Raw genomic sequence first — 253 nt, 5'->3', positions numbered from 1 at the left:
CGAATCATTCCAAAAGAGAAATAGTATAGGATTCGAAAATAATACGGTTGACCAAAGTGTAGGAGTGAAATTTAATAACACTTACTTCAGTTGGATGAGTATAGACTATAATGCTACCTACTCGTGGAATAAAAGAAATAATATTTCAGGATCAGATATTCTAACAAATGGATATAATCACAATTTAAATCTATTTGTATACCCAGCTGAAAACCATACCCTTGGATTTTATTGGGATCAGGTAAATACTTCA

The 253-nt window shown here is 31.2% G+C and carries 1 protein-coding gene; it reads left to right on the top strand.

The features are described 5' to 3' along the window. The coding region (locus SB764_RS42715; RefSeq protein WP_410867138.1) for a hypothetical protein at positions 1 to 253 on the top strand (253 nt) is incomplete at both ends.

Source organism: Paraburkholderia sp. SIMBA_027, from assembly GCF_046535315.1.
Classification (GTDB): Bacteria; Pseudomonadota; Gammaproteobacteria; order Burkholderiales; family Burkholderiaceae; genus Paraburkholderia; species Paraburkholderia tropica.
The sequence above is the reverse complement of the archived record's forward strand: the minus strand, read 5'-3'. Positions and strand labels throughout refer to the sequence as shown.